We start from the raw sequence: 20,013 nt of genomic DNA on the forward strand, positions 1-20,013 counted from the left end.
CGCCTACTATTCGAAGACATGTCAGCTCACGGCAATGCCGACATGGCACGGTGCGCCCTGTGATCGCGCGTGGTGCACGTCCGGGCCTGATTGTCGCCATAGCGATGCTGGCCGGTTGCTCGAGTGGTGAATCGGGCAACGCGCCGCATTCTCCGACCCAGTCGGCCACTCCCTCCGCCGCGGCCGAGGCGGAGGGAGTGGCGCCGATGCCATTACCCGGCATGCCGCCCCCGCTCTCGCCCACCGATGTCTACGCGGCGACCCGCGAACTCAGCCCCGCCGTGGCCGACCAGCCCACCCGCGTCTACGTCCCCAACAGCGAGTCCAACACCATCACAGTCATCGACCCGGACAGCTTCCGGGTCATCGACACCTTCCCGGCCGGCGGCCACGAACCCCAGCATGTCGTTCCGGCGTACGACCTGCAGATGCTCTACGCCAACAACGATCTCCCGATCGGCAGCGGCAGTCTGCTGCCCATCGACCCGCGCACCGGCAAACCGGGCGACCCCATACCCGTACGCGACCCGTACAACATGTATTTCACCCCGGACGGCGAATACGCCCTCGTGGTCGCCGAAGCCGACCGCTCCCTGGACTTCTACGACCCGCACAGCTGGGAGAAGCTGCACGACGTCGCGGTCCCCGACTGCCTCGGCGTCAACCACATGGACTTCACCGCCGACGGCCGCACGGCGCTGGTCAGCTGTGAATTCAGCGGGCGCATGGCCGTCGTCGACATCGCGAGCCTGAGCCTGTTGCGCATGATCGACCTGCCCCGCGGCCGCTCCGGCATGCCGCAGGACGTCAAGCTCGCACCCGATGGCCGCACCTTCTACGTGGCCGACATGATGGCCGACGGCATCTACGTCTTCGACGCCAAGACCTTCGACAACACCGGCTTCGTCGAGACCGGCGCGGGCGCCCACGGTCTCTACATCACTCGCGACTCGCGGCAGATGCTCATCACCAACCGCACGGAGGGCAGCATCTCGGTCTGGGACTTCGCGACCGGACAGCTGGCGCGCAAGTGGCAGATTCCCGGCGGCGGCAGCCCGGATATGGGAAATCTCTCCGCTGACGGCCGCGTCTTCTGGGTCTCCGGCCGCAATCACAGCGAGGTGTATGCCATCGACATCGTCGAGTGGAAGCTGCTCGCGCGCATCCCCGTCGGCCGCGGCGCGCACGGGCTCACCATCTGGCCCCAGCCGGGCAGATACTCGACCGGCCATACCGGCGTCATGCGTTGAGCGCCTCGGCATTCCGACGCCCGCGCGGGTCGCGATCCCGGCCGGCCCCGGGTGTGTGGACCCGGCCAAAACCGGGCCGGGATGACTGGGGGAATTCGCTATTGAACGACGTTCGAGTCCCGCCGGCGCCGCGACCGAATCGCGTGCTCTACCTGCGGCTTTCTACTGGCGGGCAGTCAATAGCCGTACTCGCGAGTAGCCCCGTCTGGATTACGAAGGGGGTCTGGTACTGGTTACACTCCCCGTCATGACGAGTGTCCAGCATCAGCCTTCGCCGGGTCCGGCGGGAGCCCCCGATATCCACACCACCGCCGGCAAGCTGGCTGACCTGCGCAATCGGCTGGAAGAGGCCAAGCACCCGATGGGTGAGGCCGCGGTCGACAAGGTCCACGCCAAGGGCAAGATGACCGCGCGCGAGCGCATCCTCGCTCTGCTGGACGAGGGCTCGTTCGTCGAACTCGACGCGCTCGCCCGCCACCGCAGCGTGAACTTCGGTCTGGAGAACCAGCGTCCGCTGGGCGACGGCGTGGTGACCGGCTACGGCACCATCGACGGCCGCGACGTCTGCATCTTCTCCCAGGACGTCACCGTCTTCGGCGGCTCCCTCGGCGAGGTGTACGGCGAGAAGATCGTCAAGGTCATGGATCTGGCGCTCAAGACCGGCCGCCCGCTGATCGGAATCAATGAGGGCGCCGGCGCGCGCATCCAGGAAGGCGTTGTCTCCCTGGGCCTTTACGGTGAGATCTTCCACCGCAACATCCAGGCCTCGGGTGTCATCCCGCAGATCTCGCTGATCATGGGCCCGGCCGCCGGCGGTCACGTCTACTCGCCCGCGCTGACCGACTTCGTGGTCATGGTCGACCAGACCTCGCAGATGTTCGTGACCGGTCCCGACGTCATCAAGACCGTCACCGGCGAGGAAGTCACCATGGAGGAGTTGGGCGGCGCCCACACCCACATGGTGAAGTCCGGTGTGGCGCACTATGTCGCCTCCGGCGAGCAGGACGCCCTGGACTACGTGCGCGATCTGCTGAGCTACCTGCCCAGCAACAACCGCGCCGAAGCCCCGCGCTTCCCGGCCACCGCGTCCGCCGGCGCCATCGAGGAGAACCTCACCGAGGCCGACCTCGAGCTGGACACCATCGTCCCGGACTCGCCGAACCAGCCCTACGACATGCACGAGGTCATCAAGCGCTTGGTGGATGACGAGGAGTTCCTCGAGGTCCAGGCCGAACGCGCGATGAACGTGATCGTCGGCTTCGCCCGCATCGACGGCCGCAGCGTCGGTTTCGTGGCCAACCAGCCCTCGCAGTTCGCGGGCTGCCTCGACATCGACGCCTCGGAGAAGGCCGCACGCTTCGTGCGCACCTGCGATGCCTTCAACGTCCCGATCATCACCCTGGTCGACGTTCCCGGCTTCCTGCCCGGCACCGGCCAGGAGTACAACGGCATCATTCGCCGCGGAGCCAAGCTGCTCTACGCCTACGGTGAGGCCACTGTGGGCAAAATCACAATCATCACCCGCAAGGCCTACGGCGGCGCCTACGACGTCATGGGTTCCAAGCACATGGGCGCCGATGTGAACCTCGCGTGGCCGACCGCCCAGATCGCCGTCATGGGCGCCTCGGGCGCCGTCGGCTTCGTCTACCGCAAGCAGCTGCAGCAGGCCGCCGCCGAGGGCAGCGATGTCGATGCGCTGCGCCTCGAGCTGCAGAACGAGTACGAGGACACCCTGGTGAACCCGTACGTGGCTGCCGAGCGCGGCTACGTCGACGCGGTCATCCCGCCCTCGCACACCCGTGGCCAGATCGTGTCGGCACTGCGTCTACTGGAACGCAAGATGGTGTCCATGCCGCCGAAGAAGCACGGCAACATTCCGCTCTGATAATGCGATATGCGCGGTGTGGGGCGCACACTGTCGAATGGGACAAAGGACTCGTACCGCGCACGATCGCCTCATCCGAGCAAAGATGTTCAGGAATGGCCCTCGCCGTCGGGGGTTGTATCGAATACCGTTTGCGTCCCGGACACGCTCCGGCCGCGAACGAGCCGCACACCCTGCGGCATACGGACAGGAGGACTGGCGCTGTGACGACCATGGCCGATGAAGAAGTACTGCGCGCCGCCGAACTGGATCTAGCCGTCGATGAACTGGCGGACGCCGTGGACACGGCCGTCACCGAGGCTGAACCGGGGAGCACCGGGCCGGTCATCCGGGTCCTCAAGGGCAACCCGACCGATGTCGAGCTCGCCGCTCTGCTCTGCGTGTTCGCCGCCGCGTCGGCGAGCGCCTCCGCCGCTCCGGCCGACCCCGGCCCGGCCGACATGTGGGGCGTTCCGACCCTGCTGCACCGCGGCTCCTCGCCCTTCTCGCCCTACGCTTTTCCGGCGCTTTCGCACCTGCGTGACTGACGGCCTGTGACCGTCTTCGTACTCGCGTCCCAATCTCCGGCCCGACTCGGCGTCCTGCGCAATGCGGGCGTCGAGCCGGTGGTCCGGGTTTCCCATGTGGACGAGGACGCGGTGGTCGCGGCACTGCCCGCGGATACCGCGCCCGATCGAGTGGTGATCGAACTGGCCCGCGCCAAGGCTCGGGAGATAGCCGGGCGGCTGGCCGCCGATCCCGCCTTCGCCGATTCCGTTGTGGTGGGCTGCGATTCGATGCTGCTCGTGGACGGCGTGCTGCAGGGCAAGCCCGTCACTCCCGAGGTCGCACGCGCGCGCTGGGCCGAGATGGCCGGGCGCAGCGCCGATCTGCTCACCGGTCACTGCGTGCTGCGCCTGAGCGACGGTGAGATCATCGGCGAGGCCGCCGACTGCAGTTCCACCACGGTACATTTCGCCAAGCCCGAGCCGGACGAACTCGACGCCTATATCGCGACGGGGGAGCCGCTTCAGGTCGCCGGATCCTTCACCCTGGACGGCCTGGGCGGCTGGTTCGTGGACAAGATCGACGGTGATCCGTCGAGTGTGATCGGTATCGGCCTGCCGCTCGTTCGTCGGCTACTTGCCGAAGTAGGCGTCGGTATTGCGCAGCTGTGGATCGGTGGCCGCGCGTAGCTGCGGTTCCGTGGTGGTCCGCAATTGCGGTGCGATACGGCTGGTCGAGGGCGCTAGTCGAGGCTCGCCGGGTTCGACCTGATCCTCCTCGCCCTCGGCGTCCCCGGTGCGGCCCTGCAATAGTTCCAGACGCGCGACGCACAGTTCGGGTTCCACGAAGGGGTGCAGGCGCACGGTCACGCTCTCGCGACCGCCGTTGCGGTCCAGCACTTCTCGCATGAGTCCCAGGTGCGCGCCGCACACCACCTCGGAGTGGGTGCGGGCCAGTTCGCGGAGGGGGCAGGCGGTCATCCGGATCAGCGCCTGCTCATCGGTCTCGCTGGCGTGGTCGCGCTCGGGGGCGAAGCCGAGTTCCGACATCAGGGTGACGGTGAGGTCCTTGGCGTCGTCGAGCGACTCGACGGGCTGGTCCACCGATTCCAGTTTCGCGCCCCAGGCCCGGCCGGCCGCGATGGCGGCGTCTGAGCGGCGGCGCGGATCGGTGCCGAGCTGATCGGCCAGCACCTGGGCCAATTCCTGATAACCGACCGATCGCTGTACAGCCGTATAGCCGATGCGGGGGCGGCCGCGGCCGCGCGGCGGCTGCTGGAATTGGCGGACCAGCGATTCGCGGGTGAGGACGTCCAAATGGAAACGGACCGTTGTCACATGTTGTCCGGTGACGCGCGCCAGTTCCTGGGCATCGAGAGGCTCGCTGGCGCCACGTAGGATCGCAAGCAGTCGCCGTCGCGGCCAAGAATCGGACATAGCTCACCCCTCCTCTTGAAAGACTTTATCGGATGAAGCTGCGCTTAATTCGCTCAATCATCCGATTCGTGATCTGAAACGAGTTTCGTAACCGCCACATGCCTACGATCGGTGCTGAGATTCGAACCGCCAATACCTAACCCACCACGCGTGAAGGACCACAACGTGCCCGTCGCTCCGGATCCGCATCACTCATTCGGCTCCTACGCACATCCTCACCGACTAGTAACCACAGAGTGGCTGTCGGCAAACATCGGCACGCCGGGACTCAAGATCATCGAGTCCAACGAGGACATATTGCTATACGACATCGGACACGTGCCGGGGGCCATCAAGATCGACTGGCGCACCGAGCTGATCGATCCGCGTACCCGCGATGTCATCGACGGCGCGGCCTTCGCCAACCTTATGCGGGCCAAGGGTATCGAGCGCGACGACACCGTGGTCGTCTACGGCGACAAATCCAACGGCACCGCGGCCGCCACCCTGTGGGTGTTCTCCCTCTTCGGACATGAGGACGTGCGCCTGCTGGACGGCGGCCGCGACGCCTGGATCTCCGAGGCCCGCGAGACCACCTTCGAGGTGCCGTCCGCCGGGCTGGGCGACTACCCCGTGGCCGATCGCGACGATAAATCCTCCCGGGCCTTCCGCCGGGACGTGATCGCGCATCTCGGCGGGCCGCTCATCGATTCGCGTGCCTTCGACGAGTACACCGGCGAACTCGTCGTTCTCGATCGCCCCGAGGAGCAGGCGCTGCGCGCCGGGCACATACCCACCGCCGTCAACATTCCGTGGACCGCCTCGGTCGGCGCGGACGCCCGCTTCCGCCCGCGTGCCGAGCTCGACGTCATCTACGGCGCGGTCGCCAATGGCATTGCCCCCATGGTGTACTCCCGTGTCGGCGAGCGATCCGCCCTGACCTGGTTCGTTCTCACCTACCTGCTGGGCGTGCACGGTGTCCGCAACTACGACGGCTCCTGGACCGAGTGGGCCAATGCGGTCGGCGCGCCCATCGCGATCGGTGAACAACCCGGTGCTGTGCCCGAGGTCGTGGCAAGCTCGTAACGCACGAGGCCCTCCGGGGAGATTCACTGGACAAGGTGTCGGGAGAGTCTGGTAGAACAGGTTCTAAAAAGGCGGGCTCCAAGAGTCGCTTCGCCCACTCCCTGGGCCTACTCTTCGGTAGCCCTATCCTCGGTTCGGTGATTGTTGGCACGATGCCTACACTGCCGACAGACGAAAGTATCCAGAGCACAGGAGGCTCAGTGCCCAACCATGCCAACGCGCAGATCACAAAGGTCCTCGTAGCCAACCGGGGCGAGATCGCCGTGCGCGTGATCCGGGCCGCCAAGGACGCCGGAATCGCCAGTGTCGCCGTGTACGCCGAACCGGACGCCGACGCGCCGTTCGTCAAGCTCGCCGACGAAGCCTTCGCGCTGGGCGGCCAGACCTCGGCCGAGTCGTACCTGGTGTTCGACAAGATCCTCGACGCCGCCGCCAAGGCAGGCGCGGACGCGATCCACCCCGGCTACGGGTTCCTGTCGGAGAACGCGGATTTCGCGCAGGCCGTGATCGACGCGGGTCTGATCTGGATCGGTCCCTCCCCGCAGTCGATCCGGGACCTGGGCGACAAGGTCACCGCCCGCCACATCGCCGAGCGCGCGCAGGCGCCGATGGCCGCGGGCACCAAGGATCCGGTCCGCAACGCCGACGAGGTCGTGGCGTTCGCCAAGCAGTACGGCGTTCCGGTGGCCATCAAGGCCGCCTTCGGTGGTGGCGGTCGCGGCATGAAGGTCGCGCACACCATCGAGGAGATCCCGGAACTGTTCGAGTCCGCCACCCGTGAGGCCATCGCCGCCTTCGGTCGCGGCGAGTGCTTCGTGGAGCAGTACCTGGACAAGGCCCGCCACGTCGAGGCGCAGGTCATCGCCGACAAGCACGGCAATGTCGTGGTCGCGGGCACTCGCGACTGCTCGCTGCAGCGCCGCTTCCAGAAGCTGGTCGAGGAGGCCCCGGCGCCGTTCCTGTCCGACGAGGTGCGCTCCAAGATCCACGAGTCCGCCAAGCGGATCTGCCGCGAGGCCGGTTACTACGGCGCCGGCACCGTGGAGTACCTGGTGCAGGGCGAGACCGTGTCGTTCCTCGAGGTGAACACCCGTCTGCAGGTCGAGCACCCGGTCACCGAGGAGACCGCGGGAATCGACCTGGTGCGCCAGCAGTTCCGCATCGCCGAGGGCCATGAGCTGTCCATCACCGAGGACCCGACCCCGCGCGGCCACTCCTTCGAGTTCCGCATCAACGGTGAGGACGCCGGCCGCGGCTTCCTGCCCGCCCCCGGCCCGGTCGTCGTGTACTCGGAGCCCGCGGGCCCCGGTGTGCGTGTCGATTCCGGCGTGGTCGAGGGCTCGGTCATCGGCGGCCAGTTCGACTCCATGCTCGCCAAGCTGATCGTCACCGGTGAGAACCGGGAGCAGGCTCTGCAGCGCGCCGCCCGTGCGCTCGACGAGTACCGGATCGAGGGTCTGGCCACGGTCATCCCGTTCCACCGCCACATCGTGGAGAACCCGGCGTTCGTCGGCGACGGCACCAAGTTCGACGTCTACACCAAGTGGATCGAGAACGAGTGGGACAACCCGATCGAGCCCTACACCGGCGCCCAGCCCATCGAGGACGAGGACGAGGCGCCGCGGCAGAAGGTGGTCGTCGAGGTCGGCGGCCGGCGCCTCGAGGTGTCGCTGCCGGGTCAGTTCTCCGTCGGCGCGGCTGCTTCCGGCAATGGCGCGGGTGTCGTGCGCAAGAAGCCGAAGCCGCGCAAGCGCGGTGGCGCGGGCGCGGGTGCTGCCTCCGGTGACGCCGTGACCGCCCCGATGCAGGGCACCGTCGTGAAGGTGGCCGTCGAGGAGGGCCAGTCCGTCGAGGCGGGCGACCTGGTCGTGGTGCTCGAGGCCATGAAGATGGAGAACCCGGTCACCGCCCACAAGGCCGGTGTCATCACCGGTCTCGCGGTGGAGGCGGGCGCCGCCATCACCCAGGGCACCGTCCTGGCCGAGATCAAGTAACGCAACATCTTTCGCGAGTGGCCGCTCATCTGCAGGTGAGCGGCCACTCGCGCTAATGTCATGGCATGGCTGAACCACCCGAGATCCGTATCGGCACCGTCGAGCGCGAGGACGCGATGAAGCGGCTGTCGGATCATTTCGCGGCGGGTCGCCTCAGTGTCGCGGAGTTCGACGAGCGCAGCGGAATCGTGGCCGCGGCCCTGACGCGTGGCGACATCGACAAGGTGTTCACGGATCTGCCGGAGCCGGTGGCGGAGAAAAGCGTTCCGGCGCAACGGGAGTTCGCGGTTCGGCCCTCGCACGGGCCCCGGCGGGTCATGGCGGTCATCCCGATTCTGGCGGTGATCCTGTTCTTCGTGACCCATCAGTGGTGGGTGTTCCTGCTCATCCCGCTGGCGGGTGCGGTGTTGTTCGGGGAGGGCAAGCGGGAGCGGCAGCGGCTGGATCGCCGGGATCGCCGGCGGCAGCGGCGGCTGGATCGGGGGCGTGAGGACTGATGGAACCCATCGAGATCAATGCGGGCAGCTGGTATCTGCGGGCCCTGCGCGCCGACGACCGCATCGACGACCGCCCCGCGCTGGCCGATGGCGGCATCACCGATCCCGGCTATGTGGCCCGGCGCAGTGCGGAATGGGCCGAGGAGACCCACTTCTCATGGGCGGTGTGCGTGCCCACCACCGCGGAGATGGTCGCCGAGATCGGCGTACGGCCCAATCCGGACGGCACCGCGACCGTGACCGGCTGGGCGCGTACGGGATACGACGCCGCGCTCGAGGATGGCCTGGTGACGGTGCGCCGCTTCGTCGTGGGCGCACTGGGCCTGGAACCGCTCGACGCCTGATTCCGGCCTACGCCGTGTCCGGTCCGGACATCGATCTGATGCTAGAAAGTCCACCTCTACCAGCCCTGATGTGGTTCGCCCCGGAAATAATCGGTCGTGCCCGGTCGGGGTCCCAGGTCATCCTGGAGTCGCATCCGAAACCGACGACCAGGGGAGGAAGCGGCTATGTGGAGCTGGAGCAGACACCACGCGGATCGGGCAGCGGCGGCATCGTTCACCGCCTGGCGGATCCGTGACCCGGAACCGACAGTGATCGATCCGGAATTCAGTGAAACCTCGCAGGACAACGGTGCGACGGGCGGTCCGCGCAATGGGGAGCGCCGCACCACGGGCAGCGACGAAGCGATGGGGGCCGCGGTCGCACCGGCAGACGCGGACGTGACGGGCGGTGAGCGCGAGGACGTCTCCGAGCGTGAGCTCGCGGCGCTGTTCGCCGCTCTCGCCGATATGGCGGGGGCGGTGTCCGTAGCGCGCTAGCGTGGCTGGGCCGGGAAGGGGCGGGTCCGATCCGGGCCCGCCCCTTTCGCGTGCGCGGGCCCCGGCCGGTTATGGCCCGGGAGAATGAGCATGCTCATGCGCGGAGGTGGGCGGGCGGGGGAGTAGCGTGCGGGACATGGAGAGGTCGCCGTTGGATGCTGACGCGCTGGGCCGGAGCATTGCCGAGTCGCCGGAGCTGGGTTTCTTCTCGGCCATCGAGGTGGTCGAGTCGACCGGCTCGACCAATGCGGATCTGGTTGCGCGGGCCGCGGATTCGAGTGTCGATCGGCTGGTGCTGATCGCGGAATCGCAGGAACACGGCCGCGGCCGCCACGACCGGCAGTGGGTCAGCCCCGCGCGGGCACAGATCGCCATGTCGGTGCTGGTGCGGGTGCGCGGGATCGATCCCGCCGTGCTGGGCTGGCTGCCGCTGCTCACCGGGGTGGCCGTGGTGGACGCGCTGCGTTCGGTCGGTGGGGTGCAGGCGGTGCTCAAGTGGCCCAATGACGTCCTGGTGGACGGCCGCAAGCTGGCCGGGATCCTGGCCGAGGTCGCCGCCGTGGGGGCGGACCCGGCCGTGGTCGTCGGCGTCGGGCTGAACGTGTCTCTCACCGAGGCCGAACTGCCTGTCCCGCACGCCACCTCACTGGTGCTGGCGGGCGCTCCCGAGATCGACCGCACCGTGCTGGCGCAGGCGATGCTGCGCGAGTTCGCCCGACGCTTCACCGCCTGGGAGACCTCGGGCTGGGACATCGCCGATCTGTCCGCGGACTATCGCGAACGGTGCGCCACCCTCGGCGCGCAGGTCCGCACGGAACTGCCCGGCGGGGAGGTCATCACCGGAATCGCCACGGGTGTAGACGAATACGGGCGTCTGCTGGTCGGCGATCGCGCCGTGTCGGCGGGCGATGTCACCCACCTTCGCGCCGAATACTGACCGGAAACGCGGTTCCCGCAGTCCGATTCGCGCAGGATCTCGCGAGAATCACTGAAAACTGTTGTGGCCGTGCGGGCGGCGGTCGCCCGGGCCGCCGCGGTGATTGTCGCCACCGGGCCGGTTGTCGCCGCCCGGACCGGGACCGCCGGGTCCCGGTGGCCGGGGATCAGCGGTCCTCGGCGGTGCGGCGGGGATCAGGGTGCCGTCCGACGGCGGTGCGGTCGGTTCGGCCGCGGGGGCCTCGATCGAGGAGTCGATGGCCGATGGAACCGTCACTCGGACAGGCGCTTTCGTGGTCGCGACCGCGGACATCCGGGTTCGCTGGTCGGGTTGCGGTTCCGCGGCGCGGCCGGTGACCCAGGCGGCTCCGATGGCGATCGCGATGGCGGCGGTCATGAGGCCCGCCGCCGTGAACGCCCACCGACGCGTCGAGCCGGTGTGGACCGCGCCCAAGTTCGAATTCATCGACAGCGCAACGGTTCGCGCGTCCATGCCGGACTCGGTTGAGCGGGCCTGGACGGCGGCCATAGGATCGACCGCCGGTACGGGAGCCGCGAGGGCCACGGTCGTCTGGTCGCCGAGGCCGCGGACAGCGGGCGGGGCGGTGGGCGCGGGGACGGTCAGGGCGGCGCGGGCGGCGTCGGCGAATTCGCCTGCGGTGGAATAGCGTTCGGCCGGTTGTTTGGCCAGACCACGCGCGATGACCTGGTCGAGGGCCGTGGGCACGGCCGGCGCGAGAGCCGAGGCCGGTTCCGGGGTGCGTTCCAGGTGGGCGCGCATGAGCTGGGCCGGATTCCGGACTCGGAAGGGGCGCTGGCCGGTCAGGCACTCGTAGAGGACGCAGGCCAGCGAGTAGATGTCGGAGCGGGGCGAGGCGGCGCCCTCGAACCGTTCGGGGGCCATGTAGGCGGGCGTGCCGACCAGCATCCCGGTCTGCGTGATGGCGGTCTGGCCATCCTGCAGGGCGGTGCCGAAGTCGATGAGGTAGGCGACGTCGTCGGGGGCCACGATGATGTTCTGCGGTTTGACGTCGCGGTGCACCAGCCCGGCGGCATGGGCCTCGTCGAGGGCCGAGGCGATCTGGGCGATGAGGTCGACGGCCGCGTCCGGGCACATCGGGCCTTCCCATTCCAGCAGGGCCTCGATATCGAGGCCGTCGACGAATTCCGACTCGATGTACAGCCGGCCCTCGAGCTCACCGTAGGTGTGCACCGCCACCACGTGCGGCCCGTGCAGCAGTGATGCGGCCCGGGCCTCCCGCTCGAAGCGCTGCCGGTATTCGGGATCGGCGGTCAGTGTGTGCGCCAGCATCTTCAGCGCGACGGTGCGGTCGGCCGCGGTGTCGTGCGCACGCCATACTTCCGCCGACCCACCGCTGCCGAGCAGTTCGTCGAGGCGGTATCGGCCCAGGTAGCCATCCCCCAACGGATTTCCTCTCGTCACACTGGGGGACACCATAGCGAACCGAATTCATCTCAATCGCACACAACGCATCTCCAGCGTCAGACCGTCTGCAATTCGCTGCGGGCGGCTTCCCGGGCGAGCATGCGGTCGCGCTGCTCCTCGAACTTGACGACGTCCTTGGCCAGTTTGTCCATATAGCTGGCCAGTTCTTCGCGCGCTTTCTCGCCACGCGGTCCGAAGTCGTTGCGCTCGAAGATATTCCAATTCTTCAGCACCGGTGCGACGACATCTTCCAGGTGCTGGCGCAGGTCGTAGATGCCGTGTTTGGCCATGATGACCCCGTTACGCCGGAAGTTCGGCATGCCGTGCCCGGGCATCACGAAATGGGTGAGCACCTTGGTGATGGCCTCCACCGCCTGATCGGGCACCAGGTCCAGGCCCGCGCCGCACATGGTGCGGTAGAAGATCATGTGCAGGTTCTCGTCGGCGGCGATGCGCTGCAGCATGGGGTCGGCGATGGGGTCGTTGCAGACCCGGGCGGTATTGCGGTGGCTGACCCGGGTGGCCAGTTCCTGGAAGGTCACGTAGGCGACATTCTCCAGAAAACCGCCCCAATCCGGGGGTGACTGCGCGCCATTGGTCATGTGAATCATGCGTGCCCGTTCCAGCGCCACCGGATCCACGCCGCGGGTGACCACCAGGTAGTCCCGCATGACGATGCCGTGCCGGTTCTCCTCGGCGGTCCAGCGGCCCACCCAGGTGCCCCAGGCCCCCTCCTGGGAGAAGTTCTCGGCGATCTCACGGTGGTACGAGGGCAGATTGTCCTCGGTGAGCAGATTGGTGACCATCGCGATCTTGGCGACCTCGCTGAGCCGCGACTGCGAGGGTTCCCAGTCCTCACCGCCCATGGCCGCGAAATTGCGGCCCTCGTCCCACGGGACGTAATCGTGCGGGTACCACTCCTTGGCCATCGACAGATGCCGATTCAGATTCGCCTCGGCCACCGGTTCGAGCTCGCGAAGTATCTGGTACTGCGTCAACTCTCGGGTCACACACACCTCCTATGTCATGCACACCGGGTAGGGCCTGAAAGGTCGTGCTCGGGTCAAACGTGAAGGTCTTGCGCGGTACAACTCGGAAGGGGAAAGGCGACTCGTGAGTGCCGATCGTACCGGTAACCGCACGATTGTGCCCCGGCCCGCAGATCCGCGTGAGACATTCCGACATCTACGCGCGATAGGGTTTCGCCATGGGTTATCCGGAGGAGGCATTGGCGCCCGAAGAGGTGCTGCTGCTACACCGCCATCCGCATTGGAAGATGTTGTTCTGGCCCGCGGTGACTTTCATCCTGATCACCGCATTGGCCGGATTCGCCGCGGGGGTGACGGCGCGCGAGACCGACGGCACCCTCCAGACCGGTTTGCTGCTCGGCATTCTGGCGCTGTGGCTGGGGATCGTGCTGTGGCGCAGCGCCGCTCCGCTGATCCGCTGGAAGTCGACGCATTTCATCGTGACCGATCGGCGGGTGCTGATCCGGCAGGGTGTGCTCACCCACACCGGCATCGACATTCCGATGAACCGGATCTCGAATGTGCAGTTCCGCCATGGCCTGTTCGATCGCATGCTGGGCACCGGCACGTTGATCATCGGCTCGTCGTCGGAGGATCCGCTGGAATACGACGACATTCCGCATGTGCAGAAGGTGCACGCGCTGCTCTATCACCAGGTCTTCGATGTGGTGCAGAACAATCCGAATGGTGGCGGCCTCTACGGATCTGCCGGGGCATAGCCGTAGTCTTGTGCCGTGACCGCAGTATTGCTGGCCGAAGACGACGAGGCCATCGCCGCGCCGCTGTCGCGGGCGCTGGGGCGTGAGGGCTATTCGGTGACCGTGGAGAGCTATGGTCCCGCCGTGCTCGAGCGGGCCCTCGAAGGCGGTCATGACCTGCTCATCCTGGATCTCGGCCTACCCGGTATGGACGGTCTGGAGGTGTGCCGCCAGGTGCGGGCGCGCGGCGCCGATCTGGCGGTGCTCATGCTCACCGCGCGCACCGACGAGGTGGACTTCGTGGTGGGCCTGGACGCGGGCGCGGACGACTATGTGGGCAAGCCCTTCCGGTTGGCGGAACTGCTGGCCCGGGTGCGGGCGCTGTTGCGCCGCAGCGGAATCGGCGATGAGGCCGTCGAGGTCGGCGGCATTCGGCTGGAGCCGGCCGCGCGCCGCGTGCTGGTGAACGGCGTCGAGGTGAACCTGGCCAACAAGGAGTACGAGCTGTTGAAGGTGCTCATCGATCGGGCCGGGCAGGTGGTCTCGCGTGAGACCATTCTGCGCGAGGTGTGGGGTGATGCCGATCTGCGCGGCTCCAAGACCCTGGACATGCACATGTCGTGGCTGCGCCGCAAGATCGGTGACGAGGGGCCGGTGGCCGAGCGGCGTATCGTGACCGTGCGCGGCGTAGGCTTCCGGTTGAATACCGACTAGCCGTTCTTTTTGATTCCGTTCTGCTGTGCCGTTCCGCGCGTGTAAAACTCCCGAAAGCCCGGCGAAGCGAGGCATTTCGACGATGAGACGCAGGATCCTGCTGTCCATGGTGGCCGCCTTGACCCTCACCAGCCTGGTTCTCGGTGTGCCACTGGCATTCACGGCCTGGAAGTGGGTCGAGGACATCAACCGCAACGAACTGCGCAACCGGCTCAACGGCATCTCCGAGGAGGTGACGCGGCAGGAGCGCGACGGCATGGTGTACGGCGAGCTCGACACCAAGGCGGTGCGCCTGCTCATCCCGGCCAACGGCAAGTTGACCATCATCTATCCGACGCCCGCGGAGAACAACAAGAAGATCGACATCGGTGCGGCCGCGGTGCGGGATCCCTTGTCCGAATCCTGGTCGATGGGCACGGACGGTTCGCTGCGCCTGGAAGTGCCCTCGGCCCCAATGCATTCCATGCAACGGCAGGCCCTGGGCGCGGTGCTGGCGCTGGTGCTCATCTCGCTGGGCGCGGGCATCGCGGTGGCGGTGGTGACGGCACGCCGGGTGGCCGACCCCCTGCGGGATGTGGCGGCCCGCGCGGCGCGGCTGGCCATGGGCGACTTCCGCGCCGACCCGCGGCGGCACGGCATCACCGAACTGGACCGCGTGTCGGACGTCTTGGATTCGGCCACGGTGGAAATCGCGGGTCGACTCCAGCGCGAGCACGCACTGGTCGCCGACGTCTCGCATCAGCTGCGCAGCCGCCTCACGGCCGTGCGCCTGCGCTTGGACGAACTGTCCGCGCACGCCGACCCGGCGGTGGTGCACGAGGCGGAAGAGGCCATGGCACAGGTGGATCGGCTCACCGACGCCATCGACGAACTGGTGCGCGCCTCCCGCGACGAGGGCGCGGCCGAACGCGACCCTCTGCCCGTGGTGGCCGAATTGCGCGGTGTCGTGGCGGAATGGCGGCATCCCTTCGCCGAGGCCGGGCGCAAGCTGGTGTTGCTCGGCGACCCGACCCTGAAAGCACCCGTCACGGGTTCGCGCCTGCGCGAGGCGGTCGCGGTGCTGGTGGACAATGCCCTCATGCACGGCGGCGGCACCTGCACGGTGTCGGTGCGCACGGTGGCGGGCCGCATGGACGACCGCGAGCCGCTGGTGGTGGTGGAGGTCGCCGACGAGGGTGACGGCGTGCGAGATGAGTTGGCGCCGCACATCTTCGACCGCGGCTTCTCGGCGGCTGGATCCACCGGAGTCGGCCTCGCCCTGGCCCGCGCGCTCATCGAAGCGGACGGCGGTCGGCTGGAACTGCAGCGCCGCCGCCCCGCCCTCTTCGCCGTCTTCCTCGGATCTTCCGGCGTGGCCTCCCGCCCGATCGCCGTGGGGACGGAACCCCGATGATCGTCCCTCCGTTTCCCGACTTCTCGTCGACCGACGCTAGGAAATCGCTTCCCACCTTCGGATTCGTCGACCGGGACCGGGGTCGTGACGCCGGACGGTCGTGCCCCGTCCGACACCATCGTGGCGAGCCCGGTTCGTTGAGAACCATCCTCAGCTCCCGCCCGTATCGTCTGATCTTGTGACAGGTCCCCGGATTCTCATTGTGGACGACGATGTCAGGGTGCTGGCCTCGGTGACGCGGGGGCTCCGAATGTCCGGTTTCGAGGTCGAGACCGCGGCTGACGGGGCCGCCGCGCTCCGCCACATCGGGACCGATGCCCCGCAGGCCATGGTGCTGGATCTGAATATGCCGGATTTGGATGGGGTGCAGGTGGTCACGGCCCTGCGCGCACTGGGCAACGACATCCCGATCTGCGTGCTGAGCGCGCGGAACGAGGTCACCGATCGCATCGACGCCCTGGAGGCCGGGGCGGACGACTACCTGACCAAGCCGTTCGATCTGGGTGAGCTGGTGGCCCGCCTGCGCGCCATGCTGCGCCGCGCGCCCGCGCCCGCCCATGTCGCCGACGACCGCATCGTGGTCGGCCCGCTGACCGTGCTGCCCGGCGCCCGCCGCGCGGCGATCGGCGACACACCACTCGACCTCACCAAACGCGAATTCGACCTGCTCGCCGCGCTGGCCTCGGCGCCCGGACGGGTCTTCACCCGCGCCCAGCTCCTCGATCGGGTCTGGGGCTACGACTTCGACACTCAGACCAAGGTCGTCGACGTGTTCGTCTCCCACCTGCGCCGCAAGATCGAGGCCACCGGCTGTCCGCGTCTGGTCCACACCGTTCGCGGCGTCGGGTTCGTGCTGAGGGCCGAGCCGTGATCCGCGCGCCGCGAGGGCAAAGCCCCCCGGTTATCCCCAGGGGGCATGGGCGCACAGCCCACCACTCGGCTAGTTGTGACCCAGGTGCTCTTCGTTGACCAGGTCGACGAATTCTTCCTGGAGTTCCTGCATTTCGTCCGGAAACACCCACTTTTTCATGGCCCAGAAGCGGAATGCCATTTGCAGCAGGTTGCCGACGATGAATGCGCTGAAGAAGTCCGCGATGTTCTCGACGGTGAAACTCACATTGGGCTGCCGGAGATCGAACACGTAGCTCGACACCCACAGGGGCAGCGCGGCGAGCCCGACGCCGATACCGCTGACCAGGAAGAACAGCAGCGCTTCGTGGTGTTTCTCACGCCCGCCGCGCTTGTCGAAGGTCCATTCCCGGTTGAGGATGTAGGACACGATGACCGCGATGGTGCCCGACATGATGCGGGCCACGGTCGGCTTGGTGTCCATGATCGTCCATTTCAGGACGTAGAAAATGCCCAGGTCGATGACGAACGTGGTCGCACCGACAATCGCGAACTTGAGTAGTTCGTAATGGCGGTCCGCGAGGGCCCGCAGCGGCGCGGGCAGGCGATTGACCACTTCGTCGACAAAAGACACGGTGCGAGTCTACGTCTCTGGTCCGCGTGGTGTCCGGCCGCCATAAATTGGGGCAGACGCGTGTCGTGCGACCCGCGGGTCAGCCGCCGGTGGGTGTCATGACAACATAGTCCAGCGTGAGCGCCCGTTCCTTCGATTCCTCCGCGATGCCCACCGTCACCATGATCGGCGGCGGCCAGCTCGCGCGCATGACCCATCAGGCGGCCATCGCGCTGGGCCAGCGGCTGCGTGTGCTCGCCGAGCACCCCGACGACCCGGCCGCGCAGGTGACGCCCGAGGTCGTGCTCGGCAGTCACGACGATCTGGCCGCGCTGCGCAAGGCCGCGGTCGGCTCGTGCGCCCTGACCTTCGACCATGAGCACGTGCCCACCGCGCACCTGGAGACGCTCATCGCCGAGGGCGTGAACGTGCAGCCGCCGCCGCAGGCGCTGATCTTCGCCCAGGACAAGCTCCTGATGCGGCGCAAGCTCGCCGAACTGGGCGTGCCCATCCCGGCCTATACCGAGGTGACCTTGGTCGCCGACGCGGTGGACTTCGCCGACGAGCACGGCTGGCCGTTCGTGCTGAAGGCGGTGCGCGGCGGTTACGACGGCCGCGGCGTGTGGATGCCCGCGGACGCCGACGAGGCCGCGCCGATCGTGGAAGCCCAGCTGGCGCACGGGGTCACGCTCATGGCCGAGGCCAAGGTGGACCTGAAGCGGGAGCTGTCGGCCATGGTGGCGCGGTCCCCGTTCGGGCAGGCCGCCGCCTGGCCGGTGGTCGAGACCGTGCAGCGCAACGGGCAGTGCGCGGTCGTCATCGCGCCCGCGCAGGATCTGGCCGATGCCAAGGCCACCGAGGCCGAAGCCCTGGCCCTGCGCCTGGCCGCCGAACTCGGCGTGACGGGTGCCATGGCCGTGGAGCTGTTCGAGACCCGCTCCGGCGACCTGATGGTCAACGAGCTGGCCATGCGCCCGCACAATTCCGGCCACTGGGGGATGGACGGCGCCTGTACCGGGCAGTTCGAGCAGCACCTGCGTGCCGTGCTGGACTACCCGCTGGGCAGCACCGAGCCGCTGGCCCCGGTCACCGTCATGGCCAATATCCTCGGCGCGCCGCAAACCCCAGAGATGTCCATGGACGAACGCCTGCACCACCTTGCGGCCCGCATCCCCGAGGCGAAGGTTCATCTCTACGGCAAGGGCGAGCGCCCCGACCGCAAGATCGGTCATATCAACATCCTCGGCGACGACCCCGCCGAGACCCGTGAGAAAGCCGAGCGCGCGGCGCACTGGATGTCGCACGCGATCTGGACCGATGGATGGGACCCCCACCATGACTGATACCGCACAGGTTGGCCTCATCATGGGGTCGGACTCCGACTGGCCCACCATGGAGGCGGCCGCGGAAGCCTTGGCCGAGTTCGGCATTCGCTTCGAGGTGGGTGTGGTGTCCGCGCACCGCACCCCGCAGCGCATGCTCGACTACGCCAAGGCCGCGGCCGGGCGCGGCATCAAGGTCATCATCGCGGGCGCGGGCGGCGCGGCCCACCTCCCCGGCATGGTCGCCTCGGCGACTCCGCTCCCGGTGATCGGCGTCCCGGTGCCCCTGAAGTACCTGGACGGCATGGACTCTCTGCTGTCGATCGTCCAGATGCCCGCCGGCGTCCCGGTCGCCACCGTCTCCATCGGCGGCGCCCGCAACGCGGGCCTGCTCGCGGTCCGCATTCTCGCCACCGCCGACCCCGAATTGCGGTCCCGCATGGAACGATTCCAGGTCGGCCTGGAGAAGCTCGTTCTCGACAAGGACGAGGCGCTGCGCAACAAACTGCTGGGCTAGCACGAGCCGGACGGGCGCGGCGGTGCGTCGAGCACCGCCTCGAATGGTTCCGGCGTGATTTCCGCTCGGGCCGACGGATTTTCGAGCACGCCGTTCTACCGATTCCACGAGACCCGCCGGACGGCCATACCGCGGTGCGCGTCGGCGCGGGGGTGATCGTCAGGGCCGGGCAGGCGAGTGCGCCGCGGCGGCGGGACGGCGCGGCGTCGGCCGTGCCGTGCGGGCGGTCTGGTCGGGGTCGCTACCGTTGGCGGATGTCCAATGACCAGCCCGCGCGGCCGCGCGCCGACGTGGATCCCACTCAGCGCCGCCTGACCGTGGTGGATCAGGCGTTGCGGTTGTTCGCCGAAAAGGGTTACGAGGCAACGACGGTCGACGAGATCGCGGAGGCGGCGGGGATTTCGCGGCGGACCTTCTTCCGGCAGTTCCGGTCCAAGGAGGACGTGGTCTTCGCCGACCACGAATCGCAGCTGGCGCAGGCGCGGGCGTATCTGGAGGCCGCGCAGGGCGATCCGTGGGATGCCGTGTGCGAGGCGGTGATCGAGGTGTTCGAGCGGTTCACGCAGTGGCGGGAGATCGCGGCCCGCCGGTACCGGGTGGTGCGGCAGGTACCGACGCTGCGGGAGCGGGAGATCGTGACGGTCTTCCGGTACGAGCGGTTGTTCACCGACTACCTGCGGCGGCGGCTGCCGCAGACCTCGGATCTGGCGCTGGTGCAGTTCACGGCGGCGGTGACGGCGACCCACAACTATCTGCTGCGACGCATGGTGCGCGGCGAATCGGCGGCGAGCCCCGAGGATCTGCGCACGGCGCTGTCGGCGATTCCGCGCGTGGGGACATCGCGCGAGACCACGGCCCCGGATCAGATGGTGGTGGCCGTATTCCCCCGTGATCTGCCGCCCCGACAGGTCGCCGACCTGCTGGCCCGTCGGCTGGCCGCGCCTACCAAAGATATGCTGTGAGGCGTTCGCACGGTCAAAATGACACTGGGTGCCACGAATAGTTGAGTAAGTACCCGCACGTGGCCGCGATATCGCGGCGTATACTTGACTACGACTGGCA

The 20,013-nt window shown here is 67.9% G+C and carries 20 protein-coding genes and 1 pseudogene; 17 read left to right on the top strand and 4 right to left on the bottom strand.

Features of this window, described 5'->3' with window-relative positions; genetic code table 11:
- The first annotated feature begins 206 nt into the window (after nt 1–206).
- The 4 genes from GLP40_RS02965 (at nt 207) to GLP40_RS02980 (ending at nt 4,310) form a co-directional block, all read left to right on the top strand.
- Nucleotides 207–1,250 (top strand): YncE family protein, encoded by a 1,044-nt coding sequence (locus GLP40_RS02965; protein WP_230329158.1) that lies wholly within the window; start codon nt 207–209, stop codon nt 1,248–1,250.
- A gap of 247 nt (nt 1,251–1,497) precedes the next feature.
- A complete protein-coding gene (locus GLP40_RS02970) occupies nt 1,498–3,135 on the top strand; it encodes an acyl-CoA carboxylase subunit beta (protein WP_154786200.1) in 1,638 nt (545 codons plus the stop codon).
- A 212-nt stretch (nt 3,136–3,347) separates the two neighbouring features.
- The gene (locus tag GLP40_RS02975) at nt 3,348–3,662 is read left to right on the top strand and encodes an acyl-CoA carboxylase subunit epsilon (RefSeq protein ID WP_196054511.1); all 315 of its coding nucleotides are present in this window, start codon (nt 3,348–3,350) and stop codon (nt 3,660–3,662) included.
- 6 nt (nt 3,663–3,668) lie between these two features.
- Nucleotides 3,669–4,310 (top strand): Maf family protein, encoded by a 642-nt coding sequence (locus tag GLP40_RS02980; protein ID WP_328289596.1) that lies wholly within the window; start codon nt 3,669–3,671, stop codon nt 4,308–4,310.
- Here the strand turns inward: GLP40_RS02980 and GLP40_RS02985 are convergent.
- Complete coding sequence (locus GLP40_RS02985) at nt 4,254–5,057, bottom strand: helix-turn-helix transcriptional regulator (RefSeq protein ID WP_230329159.1); 804 nt, start codon at nt 5,055–5,057, stop codon at nt 4,254–4,256. The genes GLP40_RS02980 and GLP40_RS02985 overlap by 57 nt on opposite strands.
- 165 nt (nt 5,058–5,222) lie before the next feature.
- Here GLP40_RS02985 and GLP40_RS02990 point away from each other — a divergent pair, with 165 nt between their 5' ends.
- The 6 genes from GLP40_RS02990 to GLP40_RS03015 all read left to right on the top strand — a co-directional run bounded on the left by GLP40_RS02990 (nt 5,223) and on the right by GLP40_RS03015 (nt 10,371).
- Complete coding sequence (locus GLP40_RS02990) at nt 5,223–6,122, top strand: sulfurtransferase (RefSeq protein WP_328289633.1); 900 nt, start codon at nt 5,223–5,225, stop codon at nt 6,120–6,122.
- Between the two features lie 200 nt (nt 6,123–6,322).
- On the top strand, nt 6,323–8,116 hold the full coding sequence (locus GLP40_RS02995; RefSeq protein WP_328289597.1) for an acetyl/propionyl/methylcrotonyl-CoA carboxylase subunit alpha: 1,794 nt from the start codon (nt 6,323–6,325) through the stop codon (nt 8,114–8,116).
- A 65-nt stretch (nt 8,117–8,181) separates the two neighbouring features.
- Complete coding sequence (locus tag GLP40_RS03000; RefSeq protein WP_154786203.1) at nt 8,182–8,613, top strand: DUF1707 SHOCT-like domain-containing protein; 432 nt, start codon at nt 8,182–8,184, stop codon at nt 8,611–8,613.
- Nucleotides 8,613–8,957 (top strand): hypothetical protein, encoded by a 345-nt coding sequence (locus GLP40_RS03005; RefSeq protein ID WP_154786204.1) that lies wholly within the window; start codon nt 8,613–8,615, stop codon nt 8,955–8,957. Before GLP40_RS03000 ends, GLP40_RS03005 begins: the two co-directional genes overlap by 1 nt.
- Nucleotides 8,958–9,122: 165 nt before the next feature.
- Nucleotides 9,123–9,434, top strand: coding sequence for a hypothetical protein (locus tag GLP40_RS03010; RefSeq protein WP_154786205.1), 312 nt, complete (start codon nt 9,123–9,125; stop codon nt 9,432–9,434).
- A gap of 136 nt (nt 9,435–9,570) precedes the next feature.
- Nucleotides 9,571–10,371 (top strand): biotin--[acetyl-CoA-carboxylase] ligase, encoded by an 801-nt coding sequence (locus GLP40_RS03015; protein ID WP_154786206.1) that lies wholly within the window; start codon nt 9,571–9,573, stop codon nt 10,369–10,371.
- A gap of 48 nt (nt 10,372–10,419) precedes the next feature.
- Here GLP40_RS03015 and GLP40_RS03020 read toward each other — a convergent pair whose 3' ends face one another.
- Nucleotides 10,420–11,796: a serine/threonine-protein kinase gene (locus GLP40_RS03020; protein ID WP_196054499.1), complete on the bottom strand. Its 1,377-nt coding sequence runs from the start codon at nt 11,794–11,796 to the stop codon at nt 10,420–10,422.
- Nucleotides 11,797–11,873: 77 nt separating this feature from the next.
- Nucleotides 11,874–12,827, bottom strand: a complete 954-nt coding sequence (locus GLP40_RS03025; protein ID WP_328289598.1) for an acyl-ACP desaturase — start codon at nt 12,825–12,827, stop codon at nt 11,874–11,876.
- A gap of 197 nt (nt 12,828–13,024) precedes the next feature.
- Here GLP40_RS03025 and GLP40_RS03030 point away from each other — a divergent pair, with 197 nt between their 5' ends.
- The 4 genes from GLP40_RS03030 (at nt 13,025) to GLP40_RS03045 (ending at nt 16,521) form a co-directional block, all read left to right on the top strand.
- Entirely contained in the window at nt 13,025–13,564 is a 540-nt protein-coding gene (locus GLP40_RS03030; protein ID WP_154786208.1) for a PH domain-containing protein, read from the top strand.
- 15 nt (nt 13,565–13,579) lie between these two features.
- The gene (locus tag GLP40_RS03035) at nt 13,580–14,257 is read left to right on the top strand and encodes a response regulator transcription factor (RefSeq protein ID WP_328289599.1); all 678 of its coding nucleotides are present in this window, start codon (nt 13,580–13,582) and stop codon (nt 14,255–14,257) included.
- An 82-nt stretch (nt 14,258–14,339) separates the two neighbouring features.
- The gene (locus tag GLP40_RS03040; protein ID WP_154786209.1) at nt 14,340–15,650 is read left to right on the top strand and encodes a sensor histidine kinase; all 1,311 of its coding nucleotides are present in this window, start codon (nt 14,340–14,342) and stop codon (nt 15,648–15,650) included.
- Nucleotides 15,651–15,828: 178 nt separating this feature from the next.
- Nucleotides 15,829–16,521 (top strand): response regulator transcription factor, encoded by a 693-nt coding sequence (locus tag GLP40_RS03045; RefSeq protein WP_328289600.1) that lies wholly within the window; start codon nt 15,829–15,831, stop codon nt 16,519–16,521.
- Between the two features lie 87 nt (nt 16,522–16,608).
- On the opposite strand, the pseudogene GLP40_RS03050 reads toward GLP40_RS03045, so the two are convergent.
- Nucleotides 16,609–17,133 (bottom strand): annotated as a pseudogene (locus tag GLP40_RS03050) (GtrA family protein); the annotation flags it as partial.
- A 116-nt stretch (nt 17,134–17,249) separates the two neighbouring features.
- Between GLP40_RS03050 and GLP40_RS03055 the strand changes: the two are divergent.
- From GLP40_RS03055 to GLP40_RS03065, 3 genes are all read left to right on the top strand, one after another.
- The gene (locus GLP40_RS03055; RefSeq protein ID WP_328289601.1) at nt 17,250–18,455 is read left to right on the top strand and encodes a 5-(carboxyamino)imidazole ribonucleotide synthase; all 1,206 of its coding nucleotides are present in this window, start codon (nt 17,250–17,252) and stop codon (nt 18,453–18,455) included.
- Nucleotides 18,448–18,951: a 5-(carboxyamino)imidazole ribonucleotide mutase gene (gene purE / locus GLP40_RS03060; protein ID WP_154786210.1), complete on the top strand. Its 504-nt coding sequence runs from the start codon at nt 18,448–18,450 to the stop codon at nt 18,949–18,951. The genes GLP40_RS03055 and purE overlap by 8 nt, the downstream gene beginning before the upstream one ends.
- Nucleotides 18,952–19,205: 254 nt before the next feature.
- Nucleotides 19,206–19,913: a TetR family transcriptional regulator gene (locus tag GLP40_RS03065; RefSeq protein ID WP_154786211.1), complete on the top strand. Its 708-nt coding sequence runs from the start codon at nt 19,206–19,208 to the stop codon at nt 19,911–19,913.
- Nucleotides 19,914–20,013 lie beyond the last annotated feature (100 nt).

It is taken from the genome of Nocardia aurantiaca (genome assembly GCF_009708175.1).
Classification (GTDB): Bacteria; Actinomycetota; Actinomycetes; order Mycobacteriales; family Mycobacteriaceae; genus Nocardia; species Nocardia aurantiaca.